Origin of the sequence: Blautia sp. HCP3S3_B11 (genome assembly GCF_052064435.1) — a bacterium.
Taxonomy (GTDB): Bacteria; Bacillota; Clostridia; order Lachnospirales; family Lachnospiraceae; genus Blautia_A.
The window spans coordinates 100,583-125,021 of record NZ_JBQHVP010000012.1 but is presented as its reverse complement, the minus strand read 5'-3'; the positions used below and the strand labels follow the sequence as shown (position 1 = coordinate 125,021).

Annotated in this window: 26 protein-coding genes; 7 read left to right on the top strand and 19 right to left on the bottom strand. The window is 41.3% G+C overall.

What is annotated here, in order from left to right; all coding sequences use genetic code 11:
* Positions 1 to 401 precede the first annotated feature (401 nt).
* The 6 genes from ACTNC0_RS11210 (at position 402) to ACTNC0_RS11185 (ending at position 5,519) form a co-directional block, all read left to right on the top strand.
* On the top strand, positions 402 to 767 hold the full coding sequence (locus tag ACTNC0_RS11210) for a hypothetical protein (RefSeq protein ID WP_154553325.1): 366 nt from the start codon (positions 402 to 404) through the stop codon (positions 765 to 767).
* A complete protein-coding gene (locus ACTNC0_RS11205; RefSeq protein ID WP_441087430.1) occupies positions 760 to 1,881 on the top strand; it encodes a DUF2800 domain-containing protein in 1,122 nt (373 codons plus the stop codon). The genes ACTNC0_RS11210 and ACTNC0_RS11205 overlap by 8 nt, the downstream gene beginning before the upstream one ends.
* A gap of 14 nt (positions 1,882 to 1,895) precedes the next feature.
* On the top strand, positions 1,896 to 2,462 hold the full coding sequence (locus ACTNC0_RS11200; RefSeq protein ID WP_154553323.1) for a DUF2815 family protein: 567 nt from the start codon (positions 1,896 to 1,898) through the stop codon (positions 2,460 to 2,462).
* Positions 2,463 to 2,544: 82 nt separating this feature from the next.
* A complete protein-coding gene (locus ACTNC0_RS11195) occupies positions 2,545 to 2,898 on the top strand; it encodes a hypothetical protein (protein WP_154553322.1) in 354 nt (117 codons plus the stop codon).
* A gap of 11 nt (positions 2,899 to 2,909) precedes the next feature.
* On the top strand, positions 2,910 to 3,506 hold the full coding sequence (locus ACTNC0_RS11190) for a DUF5688 family protein (RefSeq protein ID WP_441087429.1): 597 nt from the start codon (positions 2,910 to 2,912) through the stop codon (positions 3,504 to 3,506).
* Between the two features lie 24 nt (positions 3,507 to 3,530).
* Positions 3,531 to 5,519, top strand: a complete 1,989-nt coding sequence (locus ACTNC0_RS11185; protein ID WP_441087428.1) for a DNA polymerase — start codon at positions 3,531 to 3,533, stop codon at positions 5,517 to 5,519.
* A gap of 45 nt (positions 5,520 to 5,564) precedes the next feature.
* Here ACTNC0_RS11185 and ACTNC0_RS11180 read toward each other — a convergent pair whose 3' ends face one another.
* The 10 genes from ACTNC0_RS11180 to ACTNC0_RS11135 are packed head-to-tail and all read right to left on the bottom strand — an operon-like array spanning position 5,565 to position 15,380.
* Positions 5,565 to 6,017 carry a hypothetical protein gene (locus ACTNC0_RS11180; RefSeq protein ID WP_441087427.1) on the bottom strand — a complete coding sequence of 151 codons (453 nt, stop codon included), beginning with the start codon at positions 6,015 to 6,017 and terminating at the stop codon, positions 5,565 to 5,567.
* Positions 6,018 to 6,035: 18 nt separating this feature from the next.
* On the bottom strand, positions 6,036 to 7,094 hold the full coding sequence (locus ACTNC0_RS11175; protein ID WP_441087426.1) for a 4Fe-4S binding protein: 1,059 nt from the start codon (positions 7,092 to 7,094) through the stop codon (positions 6,036 to 6,038).
* Complete coding sequence (locus ACTNC0_RS11170) at positions 7,078 to 8,778, bottom strand: hypothetical protein (RefSeq protein WP_441087425.1); 1,701 nt, start codon at positions 8,776 to 8,778, stop codon at positions 7,078 to 7,080. Before ACTNC0_RS11170 ends, ACTNC0_RS11175 begins: the two co-directional genes overlap by 17 nt.
* A 4-nt stretch (positions 8,779 to 8,782) precedes the next feature.
* Positions 8,783 to 9,610, bottom strand: a complete 828-nt coding sequence (locus ACTNC0_RS11165) for a DNA-methyltransferase (protein ID WP_441087424.1) — start codon at positions 9,608 to 9,610, stop codon at positions 8,783 to 8,785.
* A complete protein-coding gene (locus ACTNC0_RS11160; RefSeq protein ID WP_441087423.1) occupies positions 9,607 to 10,707 on the bottom strand; it encodes a DNA methyltransferase in 1,101 nt (366 codons plus the stop codon). Before ACTNC0_RS11160 ends, ACTNC0_RS11165 begins: the two co-directional genes overlap by 4 nt.
* 17 nt (positions 10,708 to 10,724) lie before the next feature.
* Entirely contained in the window at positions 10,725 to 10,937 is a 213-nt protein-coding gene (locus tag ACTNC0_RS11155) for a helix-turn-helix domain-containing protein (protein WP_441087422.1), read from the bottom strand.
* A 24-nt stretch (positions 10,938 to 10,961) separates the two neighbouring features.
* Positions 10,962 to 13,232, bottom strand: a complete 2,271-nt coding sequence (locus ACTNC0_RS11150; protein ID WP_441087421.1) for an AAA family ATPase — start codon at positions 13,230 to 13,232, stop codon at positions 10,962 to 10,964.
* Entirely contained in the window at positions 13,232 to 13,855 is a 624-nt protein-coding gene (locus ACTNC0_RS11145; RefSeq protein WP_441087420.1) for a hypothetical protein, read from the bottom strand. The genes ACTNC0_RS11150 and ACTNC0_RS11145 overlap by 1 nt, the downstream gene beginning before the upstream one ends.
* Before the next feature lie 17 nt (positions 13,856 to 13,872).
* Complete coding sequence (locus tag ACTNC0_RS11140; RefSeq protein ID WP_441087419.1) at positions 13,873 to 14,484, bottom strand: hypothetical protein; 612 nt, start codon at positions 14,482 to 14,484, stop codon at positions 13,873 to 13,875.
* Positions 14,485 to 14,492: 8 nt separating this feature from the next.
* Positions 14,493 to 15,380, bottom strand: a complete 888-nt coding sequence (locus tag ACTNC0_RS11135; RefSeq protein WP_441087418.1) for a hypothetical protein — start codon at positions 15,378 to 15,380, stop codon at positions 14,493 to 14,495.
* 506 nt (positions 15,381 to 15,886) lie between these two features.
* Between ACTNC0_RS11135 and ACTNC0_RS11130 the strand changes: the two genes are divergently transcribed.
* Positions 15,887 to 16,603 carry a hypothetical protein gene (locus ACTNC0_RS11130; protein WP_441087417.1) on the top strand — a complete coding sequence of 239 codons (717 nt, stop codon included), beginning with the start codon at positions 15,887 to 15,889 and terminating at the stop codon, positions 16,601 to 16,603.
* Positions 16,604 to 16,649: 46 nt separating this feature from the next.
* Here the strand turns inward: ACTNC0_RS11130 and ACTNC0_RS11125 are convergent, their stop codons facing one another.
* From ACTNC0_RS11125 to ACTNC0_RS11085, 9 genes are all read right to left on the bottom strand, one after another.
* Positions 16,650 to 16,937 (bottom strand): hypothetical protein, encoded by a 288-nt coding sequence (locus ACTNC0_RS11125; protein ID WP_441087416.1) that lies wholly within the window; start codon positions 16,935 to 16,937, stop codon positions 16,650 to 16,652.
* A gap of 1 nt (position 16,938) precedes the next feature.
* Complete coding sequence (locus ACTNC0_RS11120; RefSeq protein ID WP_441087415.1) at positions 16,939 to 17,883, bottom strand: ParB/RepB/Spo0J family partition protein; 945 nt, start codon at positions 17,881 to 17,883, stop codon at positions 16,939 to 16,941.
* Positions 17,873 to 18,658: a ParA family protein gene (locus tag ACTNC0_RS11115; RefSeq protein WP_441087414.1), complete on the bottom strand. Its 786-nt coding sequence runs from the start codon at positions 18,656 to 18,658 to the stop codon at positions 17,873 to 17,875. The genes ACTNC0_RS11120 and ACTNC0_RS11115 overlap by 11 nt, the downstream gene beginning before the upstream one ends.
* A 9-nt stretch (positions 18,659 to 18,667) precedes the next feature.
* Complete coding sequence (locus tag ACTNC0_RS11110) at positions 18,668 to 18,817, bottom strand: hypothetical protein (protein WP_441087413.1); 150 nt, start codon at positions 18,815 to 18,817, stop codon at positions 18,668 to 18,670.
* On the bottom strand, positions 18,799 to 19,122 hold the full coding sequence (locus ACTNC0_RS11105) for a SymE family type I addiction module toxin (protein ID WP_441087412.1): 324 nt from the start codon (positions 19,120 to 19,122) through the stop codon (positions 18,799 to 18,801). Before ACTNC0_RS11105 ends, ACTNC0_RS11110 begins: the two co-directional genes overlap by 19 nt.
* A 151-nt stretch (positions 19,123 to 19,273) precedes the next feature.
* Entirely contained in the window at positions 19,274 to 20,716 is a 1,443-nt protein-coding gene (gene rlmD / locus ACTNC0_RS11100; RefSeq protein ID WP_441087411.1) for a 23S rRNA (uracil(1939)-C(5))-methyltransferase RlmD, read from the bottom strand.
* 5 nt (positions 20,717 to 20,721) lie between these two features.
* Entirely contained in the window at positions 20,722 to 21,669 is a 948-nt protein-coding gene (locus tag ACTNC0_RS11095; RefSeq protein ID WP_441087410.1) for a 3'-5' exoribonuclease YhaM family protein, read from the bottom strand.
* Positions 21,670 to 21,771: 102 nt separating this feature from the next.
* Positions 21,772 to 23,055 carry a S1C family serine protease gene (locus tag ACTNC0_RS11090; RefSeq protein WP_441087409.1) on the bottom strand — a complete coding sequence of 428 codons (1,284 nt, stop codon included), beginning with the start codon at positions 23,053 to 23,055 and terminating at the stop codon, positions 21,772 to 21,774.
* A gap of 411 nt (positions 23,056 to 23,466) precedes the next feature.
* The gene (locus ACTNC0_RS11085) at positions 23,467 to 24,438 is read right to left on the bottom strand and encodes a hypothetical protein (RefSeq protein ID WP_441087408.1); all 972 of its coding nucleotides are present in this window, start codon (positions 24,436 to 24,438) and stop codon (positions 23,467 to 23,469) included.
* Position 24,439 lies beyond the last annotated feature (1 nt).

Below are 24,439 nucleotides of genomic sequence, written 5' to 3'. Positions count from 1 at the left end.
CTTTTTCAAAAATATTGTTTTCGTCCTGCATCGTTTCCTTATAAAAAGAAAAATCCGGCCATCTCTGACCGGAAATTTTTTTGCTTATGAATCGGAAAATGCCTCTATCTGATACCTAGTCCTCTGTAAAGGTCAGAAGCCTGACGGAGCAAAAAATATTTTCCAAGAAAATCGGAAAACCGCCCCAGATGATACCTAGACCTGTGAAAAGGACGAAAACCGATGAATCTCAAAAATATTTTTCATGAAAAATCGGAAAAACACCTTTTCTGATACCTAGAACATTAGAAAGCAAAACGGAGGTAGACAATGAACGACAAAACGGTTTCTTAAGCCGCCCTGGTAAAACGGAGGCGGCTCCCCAGACAAAACAGAATATTCAGAATAAGGAGAATGACAAGATGAGCAAAATGAGCGAATTGTCACAGGTGTTAGATGACCTCATCTCCTGTGGCGAAAAGATGATCCAGACAGCCAATGCTATCAAAGGATGCTTCCAGGCAGACGAAGTTCCTGCAGCAACACCGGAAAAGAAGGCGGCACCTAAGAAAAAGGAAGAAGCTGCTCCAAAGGCAGAGATTCCTACCTATTCCAAGGAAGATGTCAGAGCCCTTCTTGCAGCCAAGGCAAATGAAGCCGGTGGCCAGTTCAAGGCTCAGGTGAAAGCCCTGGTAAAGAAGTATGGCAACGGTGGCAGTCTTACCGACATTCCGGCAGACAGCTATCCCGCCCTCGTAAAAGAAGTGGAGGGATTGACCGATGCCTAGACACGCATACCTCTCTGCCTCAGCCTCACATAGGTGGCTGTCATGTCCACCCAGTGCAAAGCTTTGTGCAGAGATCAGAGACGAAGCTTCTCCCTATGCGAAACAAGGCACCGATGCCCATGAGCTTTGTGAGTACAAAGTATTGAAGGCATTTGGACAGGATGTGAAGGACCCGACAGAGAACCTGGACTTCTATGATCAGGAAATGGAAACCTGCACCGACGAATACTGCAACTACTGCATGGAACAGTATGAGAAAGCCAAGCAGTACTGCAAGGATCCACAAGTGCTGGTGGAACAGAGATTAGATTTTTCCAAATGGGTTCCCGATGGTTTCGGCACCGGCGACTGCCTGATCGTGGCAGACAAAGTGCTCCAGATTATAGATTTCAAATACGGTCTGGGCATCCTCGTGGAGGCAGAAAACAATCCTCAGATGATGTGCTATGCGCTTGGTGCCTTGGATCTCTATGACGGGATCTATGATATCGAATCTGTGGAAATGACAATCTTCCAGCCAAGACGCGACAACGTCAGCACCTTCCAGATCAGCAAAGAAAATCTGCTTAACTGGGCAGACACCTTCTTAGCTCCTACGGCACAGCTGGCTTACAACGGAGAAGGCGAGTTTCATGCCGGTGACCACTGCCAGTTCTGCAAGGTGAAAGCCACCTGCAGAAAACGTGCGGAATACAACATGGAGCTTGCAGCTTACGACTTCGAGCTTCCTGCCAAACTGGAGGAATCCGAAATTGCAGAAATCCTGCCAAAGATTGATCAGCTGATTTCCTGGGCAAACGACATCAAGGACTACGCCTTACAACAGGCTCTAAGTGGTGTCAGCTATCAGGGATTCAAGGTGGTGGAAGGCAAATCCAACCGCAAGTACACCGATGAAAAGGCCGTGGCCTCTGTGGTGGAAAACAATGGATATGATCCCTATGAGAAGAAGCTTCTCGGAATTACAGCAATGACTTCCCTGCTTGGAAAGAAGAAATTTGAAGAGTTATTAGGTGGACTGGTAGCAAAGCCGCCAGGAAAACCTGCACTGGTGCCTGAGAGCGATAAACGCCCGGCACTCAATACAGCCAAAGATGATTTTGATGAAATTTAAGGAGGAAAATAATTATGGCTAATAAGATGGTAAATCCTACTAAGGTTATTACAGGTGTAAACACAAGACTTTCCTATGCAAATGTATGGGATCCTAAGAGTATCAACGGTGGTGCTCCCAAGTACAGCGTATCGCTCATCATTCCGAAGTCCGATACCAAGACAATCGAGAAGATCAATGCAGCAATCCAGGCAGCTTATGACGAAGGCCAGAGCAAGCTTAAGGGCAATGGCAAGTCCGTTCCCCCTCTCACCGCTATCAAGACTCCCCTTCGTGACGGAGACCTTGAAAGACCTGACGATGAGGCATACAAGAATGCTTACTTCATCAACGCCAACTCTGCTACTGCCCCTGGCATCGTAGATGCAGACAGACAGCCGATCTTAGAGCGTTCCGAAGTGTACAGCGGCGTATATGCAAGAGCATCCATCAATCTCTACGCATTTAACTCCAACGGCAATAAGGGTATCGCCTGCGGCCTCAACAATCTCCAGAAGATTCGTGACGGTGAGCCTCTCGGCGGCAAGTCCCGTGCTGAGGATGACTTTGCAACTGAGGATGATGACGACTTCCTCGACTAATCCATAACCAGTAACCATTAATCCCAAGGCGGTAGCAAAACCCTGCTGCCGCCTGACTTTTACCCATGAAAGGATGAATGCTATGACTTTATATGATGCGATGCACAACTTTACCGATAAGATCCCGCCAGAGGATATCGAACTGCTTGTTTGCGACAATCCGGAGAATCCTGAGAACCGAGAGTTTGAGAGAGCCTTCTTCTACAAGAAAGGATCCATGCTCCCTCATGAATACAGAGCTCAGGGTGAAAACGATGTGGAGAGATTCTTGGATCACATGGCCAACTATAAGACAGCCTGGGAGCCTGCTAAAGAGACCGGCTATTACATCCTGGTGAACTGCCCTGCAGAAAACAGGCTAAAGCTCAGGCTCTGCCATATCAACCCGCTGGATTCCAAGTACATCGTAATCGACCCACTGGAAGATAAAGAATAAAGGAGACTGCCATGAATAAAGAATATTTTTCTGAGAAATTATCTGATACCGACTGGGTACTTGCCCGTCTTTCCATCGCCCTGCAGCTTACCTCTGATGAAGCAATCATCAAAAAAGCTACCGAGTTTGAAGGCATCGAGCAATACCTGATTATCCGGGAAGAGGAAGATGGTGGATGCTACTCCATCAAAATGACAAAGGAACTGCTAGACCATGCTTCCATCAGTGAGGATGAGGCCTGGCACGAAGCCATGATCCATATCTGCCGTGATACCACACTGATCAGTCTGGATCAGATGATGGCAGATCTCATGGGCGCCGACTACGATGCTTCTTTTCCAAAATCCACCATCCATGTAATCACAACCACCACTAAAACCAAAGGTGCTAGTGCCATATTAAACCGGGAAGCACTGAGGAACTTTGCGAAACACTACCGGACAAGAGAACTGATTGTCCTGCCCTCTTCCAAGCATGAAATGCTAATCATTCCTTTTGATGGATCCATGAAGCTGGAAGATATGTCTGCCATGGTAAAGGAAGTCAATGCGACTGAGGTGGATCCCAAGGACAGGCTGACAGACAGAGCCTACCTTCTCCGTCTATAAACACTTTATGAAAGGAGCCAATCTATGCCAATACATGAACTTTCGATTGACTTAGAGACTTACAGTGACATTGATATCTCCAAATGTGGAGCCTACAAGTACGCTGAGTCTGAGAATTTTGAGATACTGCTCTTCGGTGTTTCCGTGGATAATGCACCTGTCCAGGTCTATGACCTTACTGCCGGTGATGAGATCCCTGAAGAAATCCTTGCCGCATTATCTGATGAAAACGTAACCAAATGGGCCTTCAATGCTTCTTTCGAGCGCATCTGCTTATCCAACTGGCTTAAGAAGCATCGCCCGGAATACTTCAAGACCTACAATCAGCCTGGGGATCCCGTCCAGAATTATCTGGATCCTGCCTCCTGGAAATGTTCCATGATATGGTCGGCTTACATGGGCCTGCCCTTATCTCTGGAAGGCGTCGGTGCTGTCCTAAAGCTTCAGGATCAGAAAATGAAGGAAGGCAAAGACCTGATCAAGTACTTCTGTTGCCCCTGCAAGCCCACCAAGGCAAACGGCGGCAGAACCAGAAATCTCCCTGAGCATGCTCCCGACAAATGGAAAACCTTCAAGGCCTACAATAAAAGAGATGTGGAAGTCGAACTTGCCATCAAACAGCGCCTGTCAAAGTTCCCGATACCGGAATCTGTCTGGGCGGAATATCACCTGGATCAGGAAATCAATGACCGTGGCATTATGCTGGACATGGATGTGGTAAAAAATGCCATCGCCTTTGATGAGAAATCCAAAACAGCTCTGATGATCTCCATGCAGAATCTGACCAATCTGGAGAATCCAAACAGCGTAGTTCAAATGAAGCAATGGCTTTCAGAGAATGGTGTGGAAGCAGAATCTCTTGGTAAAAAGGATGTTGCCGCCCTCCTAAAGGATACTGACGGAGACATCGCCGAAGCATTAAAGCTACGCCTCCAACTAGCAAAATCCTCTGTAAAGAAATACCAAGCTATGCAAAATGCTGTCTGCAAGGACGGCCGTGCTCACGGCATGTTCCAGTTCTATGGTGCCAATCGTTCCGGTCGCTGGGCAGGCAGACTGATCCAATTGCAGAACCTCCCTCAGAACCACATGTCCGATCTGGCAGAGGCAAGAGAACTGGTTCGCACCGGTGATTATGACACGCTGGATCTTCTTTATGATGATATTCCAGATACCCTCAGCCAGCTGATCCGCACCGCCTTCATTGCAAAGCCTGGATATAAATTCATCGTCAGCGACTACTCTGCTATCGAGGCAAGAGTCCTGGCACACCTTGCCGGTGAAAAGTGGAGATCCAAGGTATTTGCAGAAGGAAAAGATATCTACTGTGCATCTGCCTCTCAGATGTTCGGTGTTCCGGTAGAAAAGCATGGCATCAATGGTCACCTGAGGCAAAAAGGTAAGATTGCAGAGCTTGCGCTTGGTTATGGCGGATCAGTCGGTGCCTTGAAATCCATGGGCGCCTTGGAAATGGGATTATCTGAGGAAGAACTGCAGCCTCTGGTAGATTCCTGGCGTGCCTCTAATCCCATGATCACTGCATTCTGGTGGGACGTAGACAATGCCGTAAAAACCACCATCAAGCAGCGTACCCAAACAGAGGTCCGTGGCATCCAGTTCTTCTACAAAAGCGGCATGCTCTTCATCAAACTCCCCTCTGGCAGGCTTCTCAGTTATGTGAAACCCCGCATCGGAGAAAACCGTTTCGGTGGTGAATCTGTCACCTATGAAGGCGTCGGCTCCACCAAGAAATGGGAGCGCATCGAATCTTACGGCCCGAAATTTGTAGAGAACATCGTCCAGGCAGTCTCTCGGGATCTTCTCTGCTACGCCATGCAAAACCTCTCCGATCAGCAGATCTGTGGACACGTCCATGATGAACTTATCATCGAATGCCCAGAGAATACCACCGTCGAGAACATCTCGTCCCTCATGAGTAAAACACCTGACTGGATGCCGGACATCCTGATCCGCGGCGACGGGTACGAAACCAAATTTTATAAAAAAGACTGACAGAAAAGCGGCTCCCGGTTCATCGCCAGAGGCCGCTCTCTTATTCTACGCATTTATCATCACTTGTCGTTTTTGGGCTTTCTGAATTCCTTCACTGATCTCATCAGGAAGGTTTATTCTTATAACTTCGATTCCAAATTGCCTGATACTTTCAGCTATAAATGATTTCCCATTCAGATATTTCTCCACACTGTCATCAACAATAACTATCGCTTTCCTGTATTCAACGCCCTTGCTCTTTTCAAGCAAAAGCATTTTCAACAGATCTTGAGAAATCTTATGCTGTTGTCCAACTTTCAGTGATCCGATATGTGCAAAGATCTCACAGATAATTCTGTCCTTTTCTGAATATAAATCCGGCTCGATATGTACACCATCAGAAATATCCACACGAACATTACGATCGAGTTTACACTGCACCCGGCTTTCGACAATATCTGCAATGATGCCTTCTGCACTCTGTTGCTCATCTGAGCACGATTTACTTGTATCCTGCATTTACGACCTCTTTTCTGATTATTTCTCAGGCTCTAAAATTCCTAAGAAGCCATTTGAAATATTGTTTCGTCTACCTAATTCTGAGTCTGTGACTCCCCTGATACTTAAATTATCAAAATCCACATAGAACTGTCGTTGAGAAAATCCTATTTCAATATCATTCCATGCCAAAATTAATAACGCACCGAGGGATAACGTCTGAATTTTCAAATTCAAGACATTGGATATATCCTTAATCACTTGAAAATACCCTTGTCTCTTATTAGGGAACGAGAGACATATTACCAATGCCGTGTTCTTATTTTTATCAATTCCGTTTCTTGAATGCAATACTGCTATGTCATCCAAAATTCCACGAGACGCATCTAATGTATCTTTTCCAAATTCTATTTCTATTGCACCATAACACGAATCTATATCATCACCATTAGAATAAACTGCATCAATCCTTGTATATACATCTCCTGCCCTACTTATGGAGCAATGATATCCTAAGGCGATCATAAGATTTCTTACAAGTAAGTTAGCCGCCATTGATCTTCCATCAAATCTGGCTACTTTATCGTATACTGATTCCATTATAGTATCAGATTCTTTAACAAACCTATGCTTCCAGTTCAATGCCATTAGTCCTTCAAATACTGCTTCTTGTCTATGCAAATTTTCGGAAGTAGCTGGCAGTATTTGATATGAATCATCTGGTGGATTCACATGCATCCTCCTGTTTTTTATAGTTATTGCTCCCGTTGGACACCTCAAAGCACAAAGACCGCACTTTATACATTTTTTGTCATCTATCTCAGGCAATTCTAATGAGTAATTCCACCTTATTGCATCTACTGGGCATACTGATAAATTTCTTTCATACGAAAAATCTTCAAATTCCTCACATTTAATCAGTGCTTCTGTATACTTAATGCATCGAGGGTTAGCACATTTTAAACAGGCACCTATAACACTTGATGATTTGTTGGAAATTACAGCATTTTCTTCATAATTCTGAGTGACAGTTTCAATATTTGTCAGCTTAGGAAGTGCAACATAACTTCTTTGTTTTTCTCTAGTCAAAAGTGGCATTGGCAAATCCCTCCAATCTATTAAGCTTCTCAATATCAAAAGTTTTTTCTTCCAGTATTATGGTAATTGAGATTGTTAATAATGTTTTTAAATCTATTACCCCTATTCTATATCCATACGCATCTTTAAAGTCATTCATTAAGTTTGTAACTTCAGCACGATCATTTGGAAGATAATACCCTACAGCTAATGTTGTAGTCTCTGGTTTTGTTGGGTGAGTCTTACGTGATAATAGAATAACTTTATTTTCCAATGCCTGTCTTATTGCTTTTAGAGACAGATGCTGCTCCTCCGTTGGGGATTTTATTTCAATTGGAATGCTCTGATTCTTGTCTACAATAATTGCATCCCATCTAGCTCCATTATCACCTGGCCTTGAAGCCTGGCAGTCCAATCCCATTATTCTGAACAGCATGGCAATAAATGGATAAAAACGTGTCTGCGTATCTGTTAAGGAATCATCAAATATTTTGTCTATTATTCTTTTCTTACTTAATCCCTTATTTTTCAAATCTTTCACGTATTTAACAAATTCGGTTACTTCTAGGTCCTTTGTTCCATAGCAATAACTTGCCACCTGGTCAAAATTTATATCTGTTACTTTTGAGTTAGCTCTTTGTATACTTGGAAGTATGGTTTTATTAGAATGCTTTACCTTACCGTTGTCCTTTTTTATGCCTATTGCCTCATCCACTTCTTCGTGATGCAGCGTCTGATAAGGTGAAAACAGTAATTGCTTTCCCTCTAAGATATCAGCACACTCTTTTGTATCCTTCTCCATAATATCTTTGACTGGTTCAGTATTGTATCCAGCACGAAGAAGCATTGAGTATACGCCTAATCTTATCAGCGACTGCTGATGATGCTCCGAATATGAAGAATACTCATCTAAACGTAAGTCCTTCATACCATGAAGGCTAACTGCCACTTCCTTACCATGCTCTGTCAAGCAAATACACTCTAAGGATTTAGGCGGATATAGGCTTTTTGTTCGCTTACTTTCTATCCAATTACAGGTTTTCATAAATGCAATCGGTAATCTTGTAGAATTGTCTGGAAGAGTTGGTTTTACATCCAAATCGTCACATAAGTCTTGATAAGCACTCTCGTATCTTTTATATGATCCTCTCAGGCCCTTGATATAAGAAATCATACGTCTGTATTGACCATTATCTAAATCGTCAATCGACATTGGCCCTAAACACAGTTCATGCTTATACATTATTCCATCAAGATCTTCTAATGAAAAAAGAGCAGCTTTAAAAAATCTTACTTTTTCGTCATATTTTACATCCATAATGTTCTGAGGATTATTAATTCCTAAAACACATTGTTCATATAATGGCAACACTTCATCTGTACACGCGGCATGCTCTCCAATATATGTAAAAACAAGTGGGTAGGAACCTTTTCCTGCAGATGTGATCCATCCAAGCAAACGAAATACCTCCGCGTACATTTTGGCATTCATTTTTGTTGAATTCAAACTGTCATTGTCTGTATTACTCAACGCTAAAGCGGCATCTCCTGCATACCCATAAGCTGTCATTAACTTTGTTTTTGCAATTGTAGCAGCCATATCATCTAATGTAAAATAAGGCACGTCCTTGTACTCCTTATACAGTTCCCTAAATACCTGAATCTGAGTTGTATACTGTGTTCCTGGATTTCTAAATCTAATCATCTTATCAGCCCTCCAGTTTTTTTATCTCTTTTAATCTTTCGTTGGCAATATCGCACCATTGTTTTTCCAATTCGATTCCTGTCCACTGGATGTTATTTCCCTCAGCATTTAGCTTTTCGCAGCATACTCCCAATGTTCCAGAACCATGAAAAGGATCCAATACTCTTCCAACATACTTCCCATCTTTCATAGGGCAAAATGCTTTTAGCAACTCTGTAATCAGTGATTCTGGCTTTTGAGTCGGGTGAGCAGTTTTTTCTTTTTCAAATCTCTTCCCAGCCAATGTAGGAAAATCCCATACATCCCCTCTCATGGATCCCTTTGGATTTGGTTCCCATATTTTTACTGTCCCATCAGAGCCTTTATACTTGACAGGTGATTTCAATCTTTCTGTACTCTTGTATGGCACCCTGACCTCATCTACATTATATGTCCATTTTTTTGCATTATTAGAAAACCAAAGAAATGGTTCATAGTGAGTGGCTGGCTCTTTTTTTGACCTGGAAAAGCCATTTTCATAATGCCAAATATTCATACGTCGGTAGTATAGTCCAGCTTCATACATTGCTACCTGAATGTAACAAATATAATCATGAATTCCAAACCAAATAATACTCCCTGTTGGAGTCAATAATTGCTTTAATTTCTTGATTCGATTACTCGATACAGCTACAAAATCCTGCACCGAAAGTTTATCACTATCATTACCGAAATCTTTATTAATGTTATACGGCGGATCTGTTAGAATTAAATCATACTTAATGCCAGCATCTATCAGCTTATCCACCCACTCGTCCATATCCCCACAAATCACACCATCGAAGTCACTCATTTCTTTCCACCATCTTTCTTAAAAATCAATATATACTGGTGATGAATATTCTCCACATAAGCAAATGGATACCCATACGGTAGCAAGCTCTTGTGATTCTGCAAAAGAATCTTTATTCCCTGTAATTTAAGTACACCACCATTCGGAATCTGGACTTTATTCATAGCTTGCACCAAATCACTATGAAAACTAATAAAATCCGATTTATCTCTGAAATCTGATACAACTATTGCCATATACTTTCCCGTTCGGAGCGTTCTTGCACATTGAAGAAACACTTTATTTACCAGAATATCAAGAAACTCTTCATAGCTTTCTACATTTCCAAGATCTTTCTCATTTTCAGAATACTTTGTTTCCAAATTGTTATTAACTCTATTCTTAATCACCTTTTGGTCGAGCTTATTAAGTATTCCCCAATATGGAGGACTCGTCACTACAAAATCAATAGATTCATCTTCTATTTTCAATAGCTCCTCACACGAATCTCCATTAATAAATGTATGCTTAGAACTACTGCCTTCAGCCACCTCAGTCTCAAGACGCTTTATAGATAATTCGTGCCACTTCGGTGATAATTCTATGCTCGTACATAATCTTCCATCAACTTCACAGGCCTTCGCTGTTGATCCTACTCCACCAAACGGATCCAATACACGCATTCCTTTTTTTGTAAAGAACCTAATAAGGTGCCCAATATCCTGAAAAGAATATGGTGCAGGATGAAGTTTTTCTATTTGCGCTTCTGGGCTATCTGCGCCAAGTCCTTTTTGATAGAAAAAACTTTTGGTTTCAGGCAGCCAATCTTTTCCTGTTAAATCATTAAGATTATTGCGTTTATCTACAGTTCCCTCTGCTAATTGTTTATACGCCTCTGTAGACATAAATTTTTCTAATTCAGTTGTAGAGTAATATTTCTTTTTTCCATCAGTATATTGTTTGATAAGCTCTTCTTTTACGACCTTCTCAAATGTATGACGGGATAATGCAAGCATCTGCATCGCTTTGCTTCCGCTAATACGATCGTCTACTGGGATTTCTATTTTATCTCTTTTATTTTCATCAGTTTCAAATCCTGGTAATGAAAGTTGTTCCATGTATTCTTCCCTTTCCTTTATTCTTCATCGTCTGAGATGGTTTCTATAATGTCTTCTACCTTGCAATTCATAGTCTTGCAAATCTTTAAGAGAACATCTGTAGTGATATTTTCTCCCTTCCCTAACTTTGCCATTGAAGCCGAACTTATTCCTGCTTTCTCTCGCAAATCCTGTTTACTCATATCTTGATCTATAAGCATTTTCCATAATTTTTTATAACTTAGCTGCATATCTTAACCTCCAGCAATCTCGCATCAATATTTTTCCATCATCTTATCGTAGTGTTGCCCCTGGTTCATCCACCGGAATATATTTTCAAACATCTTCCTGCATTCATCCGGATCTACACAATCATCAACAAAATGTAATCCATCACTCATTCCGATTGTCGATGCACTTATGTATGACAGCATAGCCTCTGCAAGCTGATACCTCTCTGTATCTTCACTACCATCCGGATTTTGAAAATTCTTTTTGTTCAAAATAGTATCTCTTAGATGTGTTCCTGGATATCCACATAATTGAACAAAATAATATTCCAGTATCTGATGAATGACATTCATCAAAGGCACACCAGACTTGACTTCCTTATACTCATCCCAGAGAGCCGCATAAGAATTCTTTACAGGATTTACATTCATCTTTTCTGATGGCTCATTTGGATTTGTACATTCACACAAGCGAATTGAAGATTGATTATTCTGTTTCCTAATAAGATAAAATGACACATACTCATACTTTGAAACATAATTGTAGGTTATTTCACGATGGAAATAAGCATTATGGGTAAGTATAAATATTTGCTTAATATGCTTTCCAGTTGCTGTCATATTCCTGTTATCAGCATTATTACGGCAAACTTCTATCATTTCACGAACAATAGAGCTCACAATAAACAAAGAAGTACTGTCCATACTGGAAACTGGATCATCAATAACAACTATTTTATCCCTACTTTCCCCATCTGCAGATTCGCTACCCTTTACGAGATGATAAAAGAATAAAAAAGCTATAAAATTCTTTTCACCTTCACTCAGATTCTCTGCTATGTCACCATTGGGACGAACCACTTTATAAACATGCTTTTGCGTTTCGTGTGGCTTCAAACTGAATCCTTGGAATCCGGCATCCCTGAGCATAGTATTGATGCTATTCATTGCCGTTTCAGTTTCTACTGTTTGGCTATTAAGACTGGATATTTCCTTTTTCAAGTCACACAGTTTTGTATCGCTGCTCTTTATCTTACCTTCCAAATCTTTGATTTCTGATTGCAAATCACGATCACTTTTATCATATGCTGCAATAACATCACGCAACTCATATGCCATATGCGCAAAGAGCATATCGGTGCATTCTTTTTGTTTTTTGGGACCTGCTTTCAGAATATCATTATTCGCTTTAATCAGTTTGTTAAAGCCTTTTATGATCTCTGATAATTCTTCCAAAAGCGGCTCTACCGGTTCCACCTCAACAGAAATAGATGGATCATCAATCTTCTTCTGAATAGCATCAATATTAAGCTGGATTGTTTTCTTAATTTCTTCAAGCTTCTTTGTATATGCTGTCACAGAAATCTGCGGATAGATCTCTGACGGAATCTTCTGAAGAGTTGGATATACTGTATTTGCCTCATGCTTGTATGCTCCAAGCAAATTCTTGAGTTTTTGCAAGTTATCGGTGTACTGAGTATCAAAGCTACGCTTCATCATTTCTTCAAAGTCATCATCTAACTGTCTATAGCAGTATGGACATTTCCCATTGGTCTTATGGGCATATTCCGAATGTCCTTGTCTGACCCATTCCGTTGCTCCGATATTCTGCAAGAATTCTGCAAATGGAGTATTCGATGAATTTACAATATGGAGTTTTAACAACTCTTTATCCATGATTCTATCAAGACACTTCGTATCCTGAATCTCTGTAAATTCATCATATGGCTTTGCCGTATTTGAAAAAGCACTATTATAAAATCTTTTTAAATCTCCCAAATCTGCCTCATTTTGTTGTGAAGCCGTGATTGCTTCAGTAAAGGTTCTCGAAACCCCTCTCTTGTCCATGGATTTCGGAAAATCTTTACGATAATTTTCCATACGATCCCAGCATTCCTTATGGAAATCCTTTTTTAAAGTCTCGCGTCTACCCTTTTTTTGAGCCAGATCACTTTTTGATTTGTCTTGATCAATTTTAAGCAAATCGAGTTCTGTATTTTTCTCGTCAACCTTTTTCTGCACTTCTGCATTTTTCTCATTGACAGTGAAAACACCTCGCATGTTCCTATAGTTTTGAAAATTTGCGTCTATAAATTCTTGGTTATATACAAGTGGAACATAATCCATAGATTTCTTCCCAGCCGCAAAGGACACGCCTGAAAAATCTTTTATGGCACGTGCTATCGTAGATTTTCCTACCCCATTGTTTCCAAAAAAGAAATTCACAAAAGTAGGTTGTATTTTTACACCTGTTCCAGCATAAGTTGCATCTGACAATGCAATCTCTCGTATTTCCCCTGGTATCTTTTTTCCCATCAGCAATTCCCCATTTCTATCCCTACGTCAATAAACACCTCAGCCAAATTTACTTTTTTTACCAGCCACCAGGATCTGTTTAAATCTGTAATTGCACAGTCCATATCCAGATCGAAGTCAAAGGCATAATCTATAAGTTTCTGCTGTTCAAAAGTATCTATTGGCTGAAAGTACACTCTTATCTGTTTTCCATGTTTCTTGATTTTTGTGATCACAGCATATATTGCTTTCTGCTCTGGATTCGTTTTCCCATAATAGTCTGTATTCTCATTACATATTATGGCCGGATAAGTCATCAATCTCTCTATGGCTTCATCTGACAGATTCGAACAGTTCTCATATATTTCCTCGGGTACAGTATCCTTCGTCAATGCCCTTTCCGTTGAAACTGTAATATAATCCTGCTGACTAAGATCCTCCAATGTAACAAGAAGATTATAGTATTCATTATCAAGGCTCTTCAGTTTTCTTAATAGTCCGGCAATAGACATATTGCCCAGGCGAGAATTTGACACGTTCAAATTGACTGTCGCATGATTTTCTACATAAATATTATGCTGTCCATCTTGCTTCACTACTGGTTTACTATCTTGACTCTGATTGACAATTAGTTCGTTTTTCACTCGTGTTCCCCCTCAATTTATTCTTCACAGTAATCTTCAAACGGCGGGATTCCCTCGTAATCCTCTGGATGAAGCTCTCTGTATAAATCTCTCAATTTATATCTTAGCTTATTGGTCTTTGGGCGCAATTCATCCCTAAGACGATCCCCCTGCTCCAGCGATTCATTTCTAGGGATATAGGAACAATTTCCATGTGCATCTTCAATAATTCTCATATACTTATCAGACATAAATCCACTTAATTCGTTTAATGCCTGGAGAGTATCAAGAACCAGTTTTCTCAGTACCTTATTCCTGGTTTTCAAACTCTTAACATCCCATCTTTCCGAATAAAGTCCATCAATAATGTCTGGAAAATCTATATTAATTCCTGGCACCGTATAATCCGTCTTGATGCACTTGACTATAAGATTGTCATAATCCCTACGAAAGTCATTTAATAAATTAGCATCTTCCAGCGATAACTGTTCCTCTCCAAAGGCGACCTTTACATTTTCAGCTACATGCACCCCTTCTTCTGATACCGAAATACTGGTACCAGAAGATACATTTATATTCACATTCTTTTCATTGCTGATGAAAATGTTATTCTCTCCGTTTTGTACTACCGATAAATCCTTCTGGCTCATATGTTCTCCTAAAAATTGAAAGTAATGTTTCCATTATTGGTAAGGTTTATATTCTGTTGCCCATTTTGAATCACATTAGTCTGTTGTTTAATTATAGTTACGGAATTCTGATTACCCTCGTACGAATCTGCTGCCTCTTCAACAATATCCGGATCTTCTTCAACAGACTCTGCATCACTATTTTCTTCTTCATCCTGATAGAATTCCTTTTTATTGACAACTTCAATAGATGCTCTACTAACAGATATTTCACTATACGAATCAAGGTTCATCTCTTGTTTAATTAATCCACGTTCCTTTCCCTCTTCTTTGGGACACCAGAAATTCAATGTGTCTATTCCTGGTGTGTTTTTCCTTTCACTTCCAAGAATGTAATGCACAATTCCCAGTAGAAATGGTTCGATTACAAACTGCTTTTTACTAAGCATTTCTCCTTTAGAAACAGGCGTTGTCCCGTCTAATATATAGAACTCTTCGTCATCTGGAATGTCATCCAATTCAATTACTGCCAATAATCGTTTTACCAACAGTAGATATTTATTTTGATCTATGAATCCTGTAACAAATTCTTGCATTCTTGCCAATGTCTCTGAATACTCTGACTTCATTTTATTATCCAAAACCAAGTATGTATCTTTTCTATCAAAAGGGATGCTCGATGAACCGTCAATGGAACATTCCCGAAAACTAGAAATATCTTTCTTCAAGCTACTTCCCGGATTTTCGTTATCATACCCATTTATCACAGACAGTAATGCATTCATCAAATCGCAATCTCTCAAACCATCTTTGATTCCGCCTCGACGTTCTCTGGGAGTGCTTTTAGTCCACCTAGCATTTATTAACAAATAGAAAAAAGTTCCTCCACACAAATAAGGCACATGATTTTCACTCATTTTTCTCTCTCCACAAAATAGTATCAGTTTTCATCAAAAGTATCGACTTGTATGCCATTTCTACCCATTGACAGTACCAAGAGTATCAATAGGTTCATTTATAGATAAGAAAAAGAAAAGCAAACAAGGATAGATGTTTCTATCATAACACACTTCAGATAATGATTCCATAAAAATAATTTGCATTCGTGAATTTCTTATGGATAATTGCAGATTTATCATTCTTATATGTGATTTCAATTTTTGTTTTAATTTCATAAAATTTTCTTATTCTCTGCGCCAAGAGCTGAGGCGCATTACAAATGGAAACTCTTCATTCAACTGACTGCATCACCTTGGCCAGGGTGGTGGTTCTCTCATCAGAAGAGTGAAGTACCCCGTAAACGTCGGCATAAGAGAACAGCTGACCGGTAAATAGGAGGAATACCTATGATCGGTCGACTGATAAGACAAATGAATATTTCCCGTGAGGATTCCTCCATCGCAAATCGCAGGAGGAAATCCAAATGGGAAGAATCGCAAATTACAGTAACACTAAGAAGTACAGCAACAGACAAAGCTTTGACGGCAAGCCTGTAGAAGCAGGAAAGGTCCTGGTTCCTTTCAGAAAAGACACCTTCAACCTGAAGAAGTCTGATTACATCCAGGCCAACTTCACCACCATGACCCTGGGAGAATTTACTTATGAGATTGGATTCATGGCCATTCCAGAAGAGCACTTCGCTTCTTATATGAAAGACTTCTGGAATGATATCAATGAGGATCTCAAGATGCGCCGTGAAGGTCGCTGTGTACTCACCAATCCTGATGGCACCGAGAGACTTTGCCCGAATACCAGACGTTGCAAGAATTGCCCGCACAAGGGCCTTCTGGAGCGCCGTAATCCTAACCGTGTCGATATCATGTCTTTGAATTATGAGTTCGAAGGTGAAAGCTTCGATATTGAAGATACCACCACTCCATCCGTAGAGGATCAGGTGCTGAATGCACTGGAGCCTGAGCCTACTGAAGAAGAGATTAAGATCCAGATGCTGGCACACTTCGAGAAGGTCAACCAGCGTTATGCCGAGATCATCCGCCTCAGTGCTGATGGAATGTCTATCGATGAGATCTGCATCACCATCGGTCTCAAGTCCAGCCGTGGTCGTCAGGTCATCAACAACTGCCATGATGCAGTTTGTGACTATCTGAAGCTTTATCATCACAAGAAAAACCGTAAGTAATGCCGAGAGGGCGATAACACTTCATTCGTGTTACCGCCCTCGTTTTTTAATGACTCTTATAGACTGGCTTTCGTCCATTCAGCTGAAATGCATCATGTGATTTGATATCCCGTATGGCTTTCTTTAAGCTACCACACCTGGCATGATTGTGATACGGATCACTGGCATGATGCTTATGAAATAAGATTACCAGATCCCGATCAGGAAGATCCGCCGAGTGCATGTACCAGACATGTCCCGTGTTTTTACTCATAAGCGTCACATCGTATTCATTAGCCACGATTACCGAAAAATACTTGGTATCAATGGCACTCAATTCCTCTTCTGTAAACATCCTAAGCCCCCTTCCCTGAAAAATACATATCCAAAGCCGCTTCCAGGATTCCTTGCACATCCTTCTTTGCTACATCTGAGAAATATCTGCTATAAACCTTTGCCGAAATCTTAACCGAAATCGGTTTGATGATCTCTGCCACTTCCACTGGCTTATCCACTCCCATCAGCACTTGAACCGATTCCTTAGTAATGGATCCTGCTGCAGCCCTCAACTTCTTTGCCATATCATTTTTTATGGAAATGCAGTTCTGATCCACGACTTCTTTCACCAGCTTCTGTTCTTCGTCTGACAGATAGGACAGTTCCACACCAACCACCAATGCCAGACTTCCATCATCGAGCATGTCCTTAAATCCCTGGATCAGCTGACCGCATCTGACATACCGGGCAATGTTCCTACCCGTCATGCCATATTCCTGGCCAATCAGTTCCCTACTCTTAGCCGCCTGGTGGACATCATGTCCACCGATATCACCGTTGAGTGCATGTAGTTCCTCTAAGATTTCCTCTCTCTTCTTGGTACCGCAAACCTTATCATACCTGGCAGACAATACCGTGATCCGCTCTGAGATTGACAGATCATTAAAGGACCTCTGGATTACATTAGTTTCCACCACATAAATCCACGCTTCTTCATCTGACAGATTTTCTTTTACAATGGCAGGAATCTCCGATAATCCTGCCATCCTTGCTGCATTCTGTCTGTTATGACCTGCAAGCATTTCGTATTCCGTACCAAGTTTTCTTACTATGACCGGTGTGAGAATACCATGCTCTCGAATACTTTCTACCATATCCTCTAATCTGTCGCCCTGATAAAGCTTAAATGGATGCTCATGAAAAGGCTTGATGGCATCCACTGAAAGCATCTGCACTCCACCCTCTGGAGCCTCTGGTGCCAAAAGATCCACTGCATCGCAAAAGATTCTTCTCTTATCCTTCATAAGTAATCAGCTCCTTTCCAAAATCCAAATATGCCTTGCAGGCTTTCGTCCCCGGTGCATACTCCAGAAGAGGCTCACTATAATAAACGCTTTCTCCAACCTTTACCGTATTGGGAATCTTACTGCCAAAGATTCGGATTTGTCCTTCAAATGTTTCCGTCACCTGCTCTGAGATTACCTTGCAAAGATTCGTCCTTGCTTCACACATGGTAAGCAGAATTCCTTCCACTTCCAGCTTTGGATTGATGCGGCTCTTAATCTTCTTGATAGTTTTCAAAAAATCCTGCAAACCCATCATGGCCAATAGCTGAGGATTCACCGTGATCACTACTCCGTCAGCTGCCGCCAATGCATTGATGGTCAGTGCACCCAAGGCCGGGCAAGTATCGATAATGATGAAGTCATACCGTTCTCTCAATAGATCCAGAATCCCTGCCAGCATTCTCTCAGCACCCATTTCCAGTCTCAGCTTTGCTTCCACCACTGACAGAACCAAAGAGGAAGGAATGAAATCTACACCGTTTCGACTCATGATATATTCCGTTGGATCCGGTAGCTTTTCATCTTCCATCTGAACCATCATCAGATGCCCTATAGTCACCGGCACCGCCGCCGTATTTTCTACTCCAAAACATGTAGTAAGATTCGCCTGGCTATCAAAATCTACTGCTAACACCTTCTTTCCAAGACTTGCCAATGAATATGCCAGATTATATGAAGTTACACTCTTTCCAACTCCACCCTTTGTGGCTCCTACCAAAATGATTTTTCCCATGATTGCCTCCTATCTGAGCAGCTGATCCACAAGGGATTCAGCCTGCTCTACCATTACCTCATTTACCATTGCCTGAATATCATCAAAACAGATGACCACTATCGCTATCACCACAAACATCATCACCCAGCCGATGATTCTTAATTTGTCTTTTCGCATACACCGTACCTCGCTTCTCTTTCTGCCACATACTGAGTATGAATCCGTGTTTTCTCTTCCTGGAACTTCTTTTTCAAAGACTCCGTCTCTCGTTCCATGAAAGCCTTTTCTGCTTCAATGATCTCTGCCTTCTCCTGATCCAGCGTGATGATCATCTTGCCATCCTCACAGCTGACGGAAACATAATCGCCAATCTGAAATCCCAGCTCCTTCAGCCACTTGCCCTTCAGCATGATACAAGGCGTCTCTCGGTACTGATATCCACTCTGTCCTACAACCTTCAAGCTTCTGTTCTTCTTTGCCATAATCGAATTCTCCTTTTCATAATTTGTCATTGATTGCTGGTTCCTGTTTCAACACATCCCACCCAATGGCATCACCTCCCTTAACGCGAAAAAAATAGCTGTCAATGCTTTCGCATCAACAGCTATCGCTTAAGTTCAGTATATTATGAAGTTATTTCTGTTCAGCCTTTTCCTTGTCCATGATGTCGTAATACTCTTCCATGTCTAAGGAAAGTCTGATATGAGAATCCGCTTTTCGGTTGCTCAAGAGGCAAACCGTCTCCACATGGACGGTCATACCAAATTGATCAACTGGGCAGACCTTTTTAAGTTCATACCCTCTCTCGCATAAATACTTCAAATCCCTGGCCAGTGTAGCACTGTCACAACTTACATACACAATCCTCTCCGGGTTCATCTCTATCATTGTCTCCAGCAGAGTCTCATCGCATCCTTTTCTCGGCGGATCTACTACTATAACATCTGCATAAACGCCATTTTTCTTATATTCTCTCGGCAGTACTTCTTCCGCCTTGCCTACAAAGAATTCTGTATTCTCCAGCCCGTTAAGTTTCGCATTCTCTTTTGCATTTTCAATTGCCGCCGGCACGATTTCCACGCCGCGGACGAATTTCGCTTTCTGTGCGAGGAACAGGGAAATCGTTCCAATTCCACAGTACAGATCCCAGACAGTTTCCTCTCCGTGAAGATCCGCATATTCCAGTGCTTTTGCATAGAGTTTCTGTGTCTGTCTCGGATTTACCTGATAGAATGACAGAGGAGAAATCTGATAAAAAATATCTCCGATCTTATCCGTAATATATTCCTGTCCCCAGAGCAGACGGATTTCTTCACCGAGGATTACATTGCTACGTTTCTTATTCACATTAATCGTAATACTTGTCATTCCCGGAATTTCACGCAGAGATTCCACCAGAACATCCTCTTTCGTAAGTTTATTTCCATTCAGAATCAGACAGACCATCACTTCTTTCGTAAAATACCCATAACGGATCAGAATATGTCTCACGAGTCCCTTGCCGGTTGCCTCATTATATGGCCCGATTCCATACTTTTCCATATGGCTGATCACACGGTCAAGTACCTCTTTATTCTCAGACACCCCCAGTGCACAGTCACGGTTCTCGATAATGTTATGAGTTCTTCCCGCATAGAAACCTGTGACGATCTTTCCTTCTTTATTTCTTCCTACAGGAAACTGTGCCTTGTTTCTGTAATGGAACAGCTCGTCCATTCCAATGATTGGCTCCATCGGAATATCGGTAAAGCCTCCGATTCTCTCCAGATGTCCTTTTACTTTATTTGTCTTAAATTCCAGTTGCTGATCATATGAAAGTGCCTGAAGCTGGCATCCGCCACACTGACGGGCAAATGCACATTTCGGCTCAACCCTGTAAGGTGATGGTTTCACTACCTCCATCAGACGGCCATATCCATAGTTTTTCTTTGCCTTAATAATCTTCGCTGTTACTGTATCCCCGATTACTGCGTCCTTGACAAAAACGGTGAAGCCATCGGCTTTTCCGATACCTTCACCGTCAATTCCGCAATCTTCTATCTCTAACGTAACAAGATCGTTCTTACGAAATTCCATAAAGATTACACCTCTTTAGTTCTTCTTAAATTTGAGTCAAAAAGTCTGTTAAATCCAAGCCAGTCTTTCTTTCCTTTATCTGCTGCAAAAATCTCTGTGATGGTTTCCATCCTTGCATCTGTATTATCTGCAAGATTCAGAGCTACCGCTTCTACCAGTGCAGGTTTCTTCGGTGAACCATATTCCAGTTCTCCGTGATGAGCCAGGATACAGTGGATCAGCTCATTCTTAAGCACTTCCGGAAATTCCGGAATCTGACTTGCAAGGTCATGAATCATCTGTGCTCCGATATAAATATGTCCCAGAAGCTGTCCTTCATCTGTATAATCATTTAATGGAAAGGAAGATAACTCTTTCGTCTTTCCTATATCATGGAGAAGTGAAGCAGTAATCAATAAATCTCTGTTAATGACCGGATATGCCTTTGACATATAATCGCAAAGTCTGGTCACTCCCAGCGTGTGTTCCATCAGCCCACCGATAAATCCATGATGTACGGTTTTGGCTGCGGAATGTCCCTCGAATGCTTTGATAAATTCTTCGTCTTCCACAAATAATTTCTTCAGAAGCGCAGAAAGATAAACATTCTCCACACTGTCAATAAATGCTTTCAGCTGGCTGTACATATCGTCTGTGCTGTTCTCGCTTACCGGAAGATAATCTGCAGGATTATATTCATCCTCGGCCGCTTTACGTACACGCTTGATATTCAACTGCATAGCGCCTGCAAAACTGGTCACATCTCCCACAACGTCAATATAATCCAGCACATCAAAATCATCAATTCCCAGAGAATTCGGATCCCATATCTTACCATCCATAACTCCGGTCTTATCCTGAAGAATAATATTTTCATATGGTTTTCCGTTCTTCGTTACAGCGGACTGTTTCTGCTTGCACAGATAAATTCCGTTGATTCTGTCTCCCTCATGTAATTCATTTAAAAAACGCATAAAATCTGCCTCTCTATCTATCCTATAATTTCAACAGTTCATTCCTGAAATCATTCCATTCACTTATCTGTGAATTCCCGTATTCATTCAGGCGCTCCTGAGCTATTTCTCAGTAACTGCTATTCTGTAATCCTTTTCCATATAATTTCCATTGGAACTTTTCCGCAGGACCGTTACTGTAACCTTTTCTCCTGCTTTCTTTGTCTGCAGATATGTATAATAGGACTGCATACTCTCTATTTCATTTCCATCAATCTTGCTGATGATATCACCGCACTGAATCCCGGCTTTCATTGCCGGTGAATCTGTTTCTGTGCGTTCCACATATAGTCCATGATTGATTTTCAGCTGGCTGCACTGTGCCTGATTAATCTGTGTGCCATAAATTCCTGTGTATCTGACTTTATCGTTATTAGCCAGTCTCTCTACCAGCAGAAGAATCTGTTCGGCAGAAAGTGCATGAATATTCGCTCCATCACTCTGACTTGCTTTCAGAATCATACCCGCCACATTTCCAGAAGTATCCAGAAGAATACCACTTCCGTCTTCACTTCCCTGCATGTCCGTAGCCAGTATTTCATATTCCGTATCAGCAGCCATCAGCTTCTCCGATATAGAAGTAACCATTCCATAAACGACCGCATCAACGTCACCTGCCGGGCTTCCGATTGCGATTACCATATCACTCTGCTTTGGACTGTCAATATCCGTCAGATCAGATACTACGATTTCATCTCTCGTACTGTCATTAAGCTGGCTTTTCTTTACAGTTGCAACAGCCAGACCTGTATCCGCATCACCCTTACATAACTCACCGGAAACGGTAGAGCCATCTGCAAAAGTAATCTGCAATTCATGCAAGTTCTCCAGTTCTTCCTCATAGGTAAGGATATAAAACTGTGTATCTGTTTCCAGAAAAATCAGACCTTCCGAATCACCCTGCTGCATATAAGAATTATTCAGCAAATCCTCATCCTTGGAAATTCCACGAACAGTTACCAATGATTTCTGGGCTTCCTGAGAGATTTTTAACACCTCTTTATATGTATCTTCATAAAGAGCCAATGGACCTTTTTCTCTCTCCTGATATTCATCTGCCGTATCTTCACTCTCTACTGTCTGTTCTTCTGATACTGCTTCTGTTTTCTCCATTGTCTGTGTTTCTGTCAGTTCTATTTTCTGCTGTGCATTCTCTTCTTTATCTGCCAGGACAGGGAACACTTCTGCAAATGTAACTGCTGCACATCCGCCAAAAAGAATTCCGCAGCCGGCAACTGCCAGTAGTCTGCGTGCCATACTTCTTCGCTCTGTCGGTCGTTTCTTTATGGTTTCCTGCATAAACTGATATTCTTGTTTATTCTTATTTCTCTCAATGTCCTGTCTCATAAAATTTATTCTCCTGTTGCACTCCACTCAGATCCAGTACACTAATAACATCTCCGATTGCTTCCATCTGTCAGGACTAACAAATCTATGTGTTATTTTACCAAAGAGATATGAATTTTTTATGAATATACTATAAGTAATTTTATATTATGATGTTAGGGGCAAAAAGTCTTTTGCCCCTGATAAATGGCATAAAAAAACCTTGTACCAGTTAAGATACAAGGTTTCACATGCGGAAGATGGGACTTGAACCCACACGAGCGCAATGCTCACAAGATCCTTAGTCTTGCTTTCCACAAAAACAGCATTTTAACCTTTATAAACAACAGTTTCGTTGTATCTTTCAAAAAAACAGCACAAGACTTCTTTTTAATATAATACTATCCTTCAACAACCTTGTCAATCCTTTTTCTAATTACTTTTTGTATACTCAATAATGCAAGTCAACTCACAGCCACGCCAACTATAACCTGCATCGACCATGATACTGTCATATGATACTGTTGGTCGAATCAGATAATCTCTTAAATTACTAAGTGACGTTGCATTGTAAAGATTTGTTCCCGTAAAACCTAAATCACCAATTGCCGACTTCATGCTATATCCTTGTGGAATACAACGCAAGTCCACCAAATGTTTAAAGTTCTCAATGCCATGCTTTACAGATGTAATATCAGGAGTTCCAGATTTAATGGTTGTTTTGATCGTCATTACGATAACTTTCCTGTAGATTGTTGAGCCATCATACCATGTGCCTATAGGTGTTTCCTCAGTTGAATAGACATCACCACCGCCGGAAGATGAACCACCACCAGAGCCACTAGCACCATCTTTTCCATCCTTACCATCTAACACATCAAATGACTTTGTACCGTTCTTATCAGTAATAGCCACAGTGTGACCGCCTGTGATTTCTGTTACTTCTACTGTGGGAGATACACCATCAATACCATTGATACCGTCTGTACCGTTCACTCCATCCTTGCCATTGATACCGTCCTTACCGTCAGCACCTTTAGCACCGTCTTGTCCTGGATCACCTTTATCACCTTTATCTCCCTTATCACCTTTATCTCCCTTATCACCTTTAGCACCATCAGCACCACGCACGTTTCCTAAATTAATCTTAGTTCCATCTGTGAGAGTAACAATTAGTTCATAGTTCACTAACTTAACTGTCTGGATTCCTGTGCCATCCTTGCCACTTGTACCAGTGCCACCAGCAGGAAGATTATTTACTATAGTGTCAATTTCTTCCTTAGTATAGTAATCTGACAGGTCAACATTACCGCTGGATGGAATTTTTTCTTTTAGTTTCTCAATCAGATATTGCAGTCCGTCCTCGTCAAGATATTTGTCTTGTGTTCCTTCTGTAAATACCATA